A 326-nucleotide genomic window follows, 5' to 3' on the forward strand; every position below is an offset into this window, starting at 1 on the left:
TGCAGAGATTGACCAAGTCGTCTATTATTCCGATGAGCCTGATGATTGCCCGGATGTCAGTGACATTACGATCGAGAACCTTATTGTCGTTCCGCCATTCTATGGCAGTCCTTTATCGGTGACGGGCACGATTGTGCTTGTGCCCGAACCGGAACCCGTTTATGTGTTTACAGCGAATCCAAACGATCAATCGGTTTCTGTGATAGATACAAACACTCACACCGTTGTGACAAAAATTGCTCTTCCGTACCGGCCGACAGGTATTGAAATAACTCCGGATAAAAGCGCTGTGTTTGTTTTGCACTTCAACAATAATGTGATTTCTG

At 45.4% G+C, this 326-nt stretch carries 1 protein-coding gene; it reads left to right on the forward strand.

The window, feature by feature from the left end; genetic code table 11:
* The coding region (locus R0K30_RS21430; protein ID WP_410612802.1) for a YncE family protein at window positions 1–326 on the forward strand (326 nt) is incomplete at both ends.

This window comes from Bacillus sp. SIMBA_154 (assembly GCF_046536015.1).
Classification (GTDB): domain Bacteria; phylum Bacillota; class Bacilli; order Bacillales; family Bacillaceae; genus Bacillus; species Bacillus pumilus_P.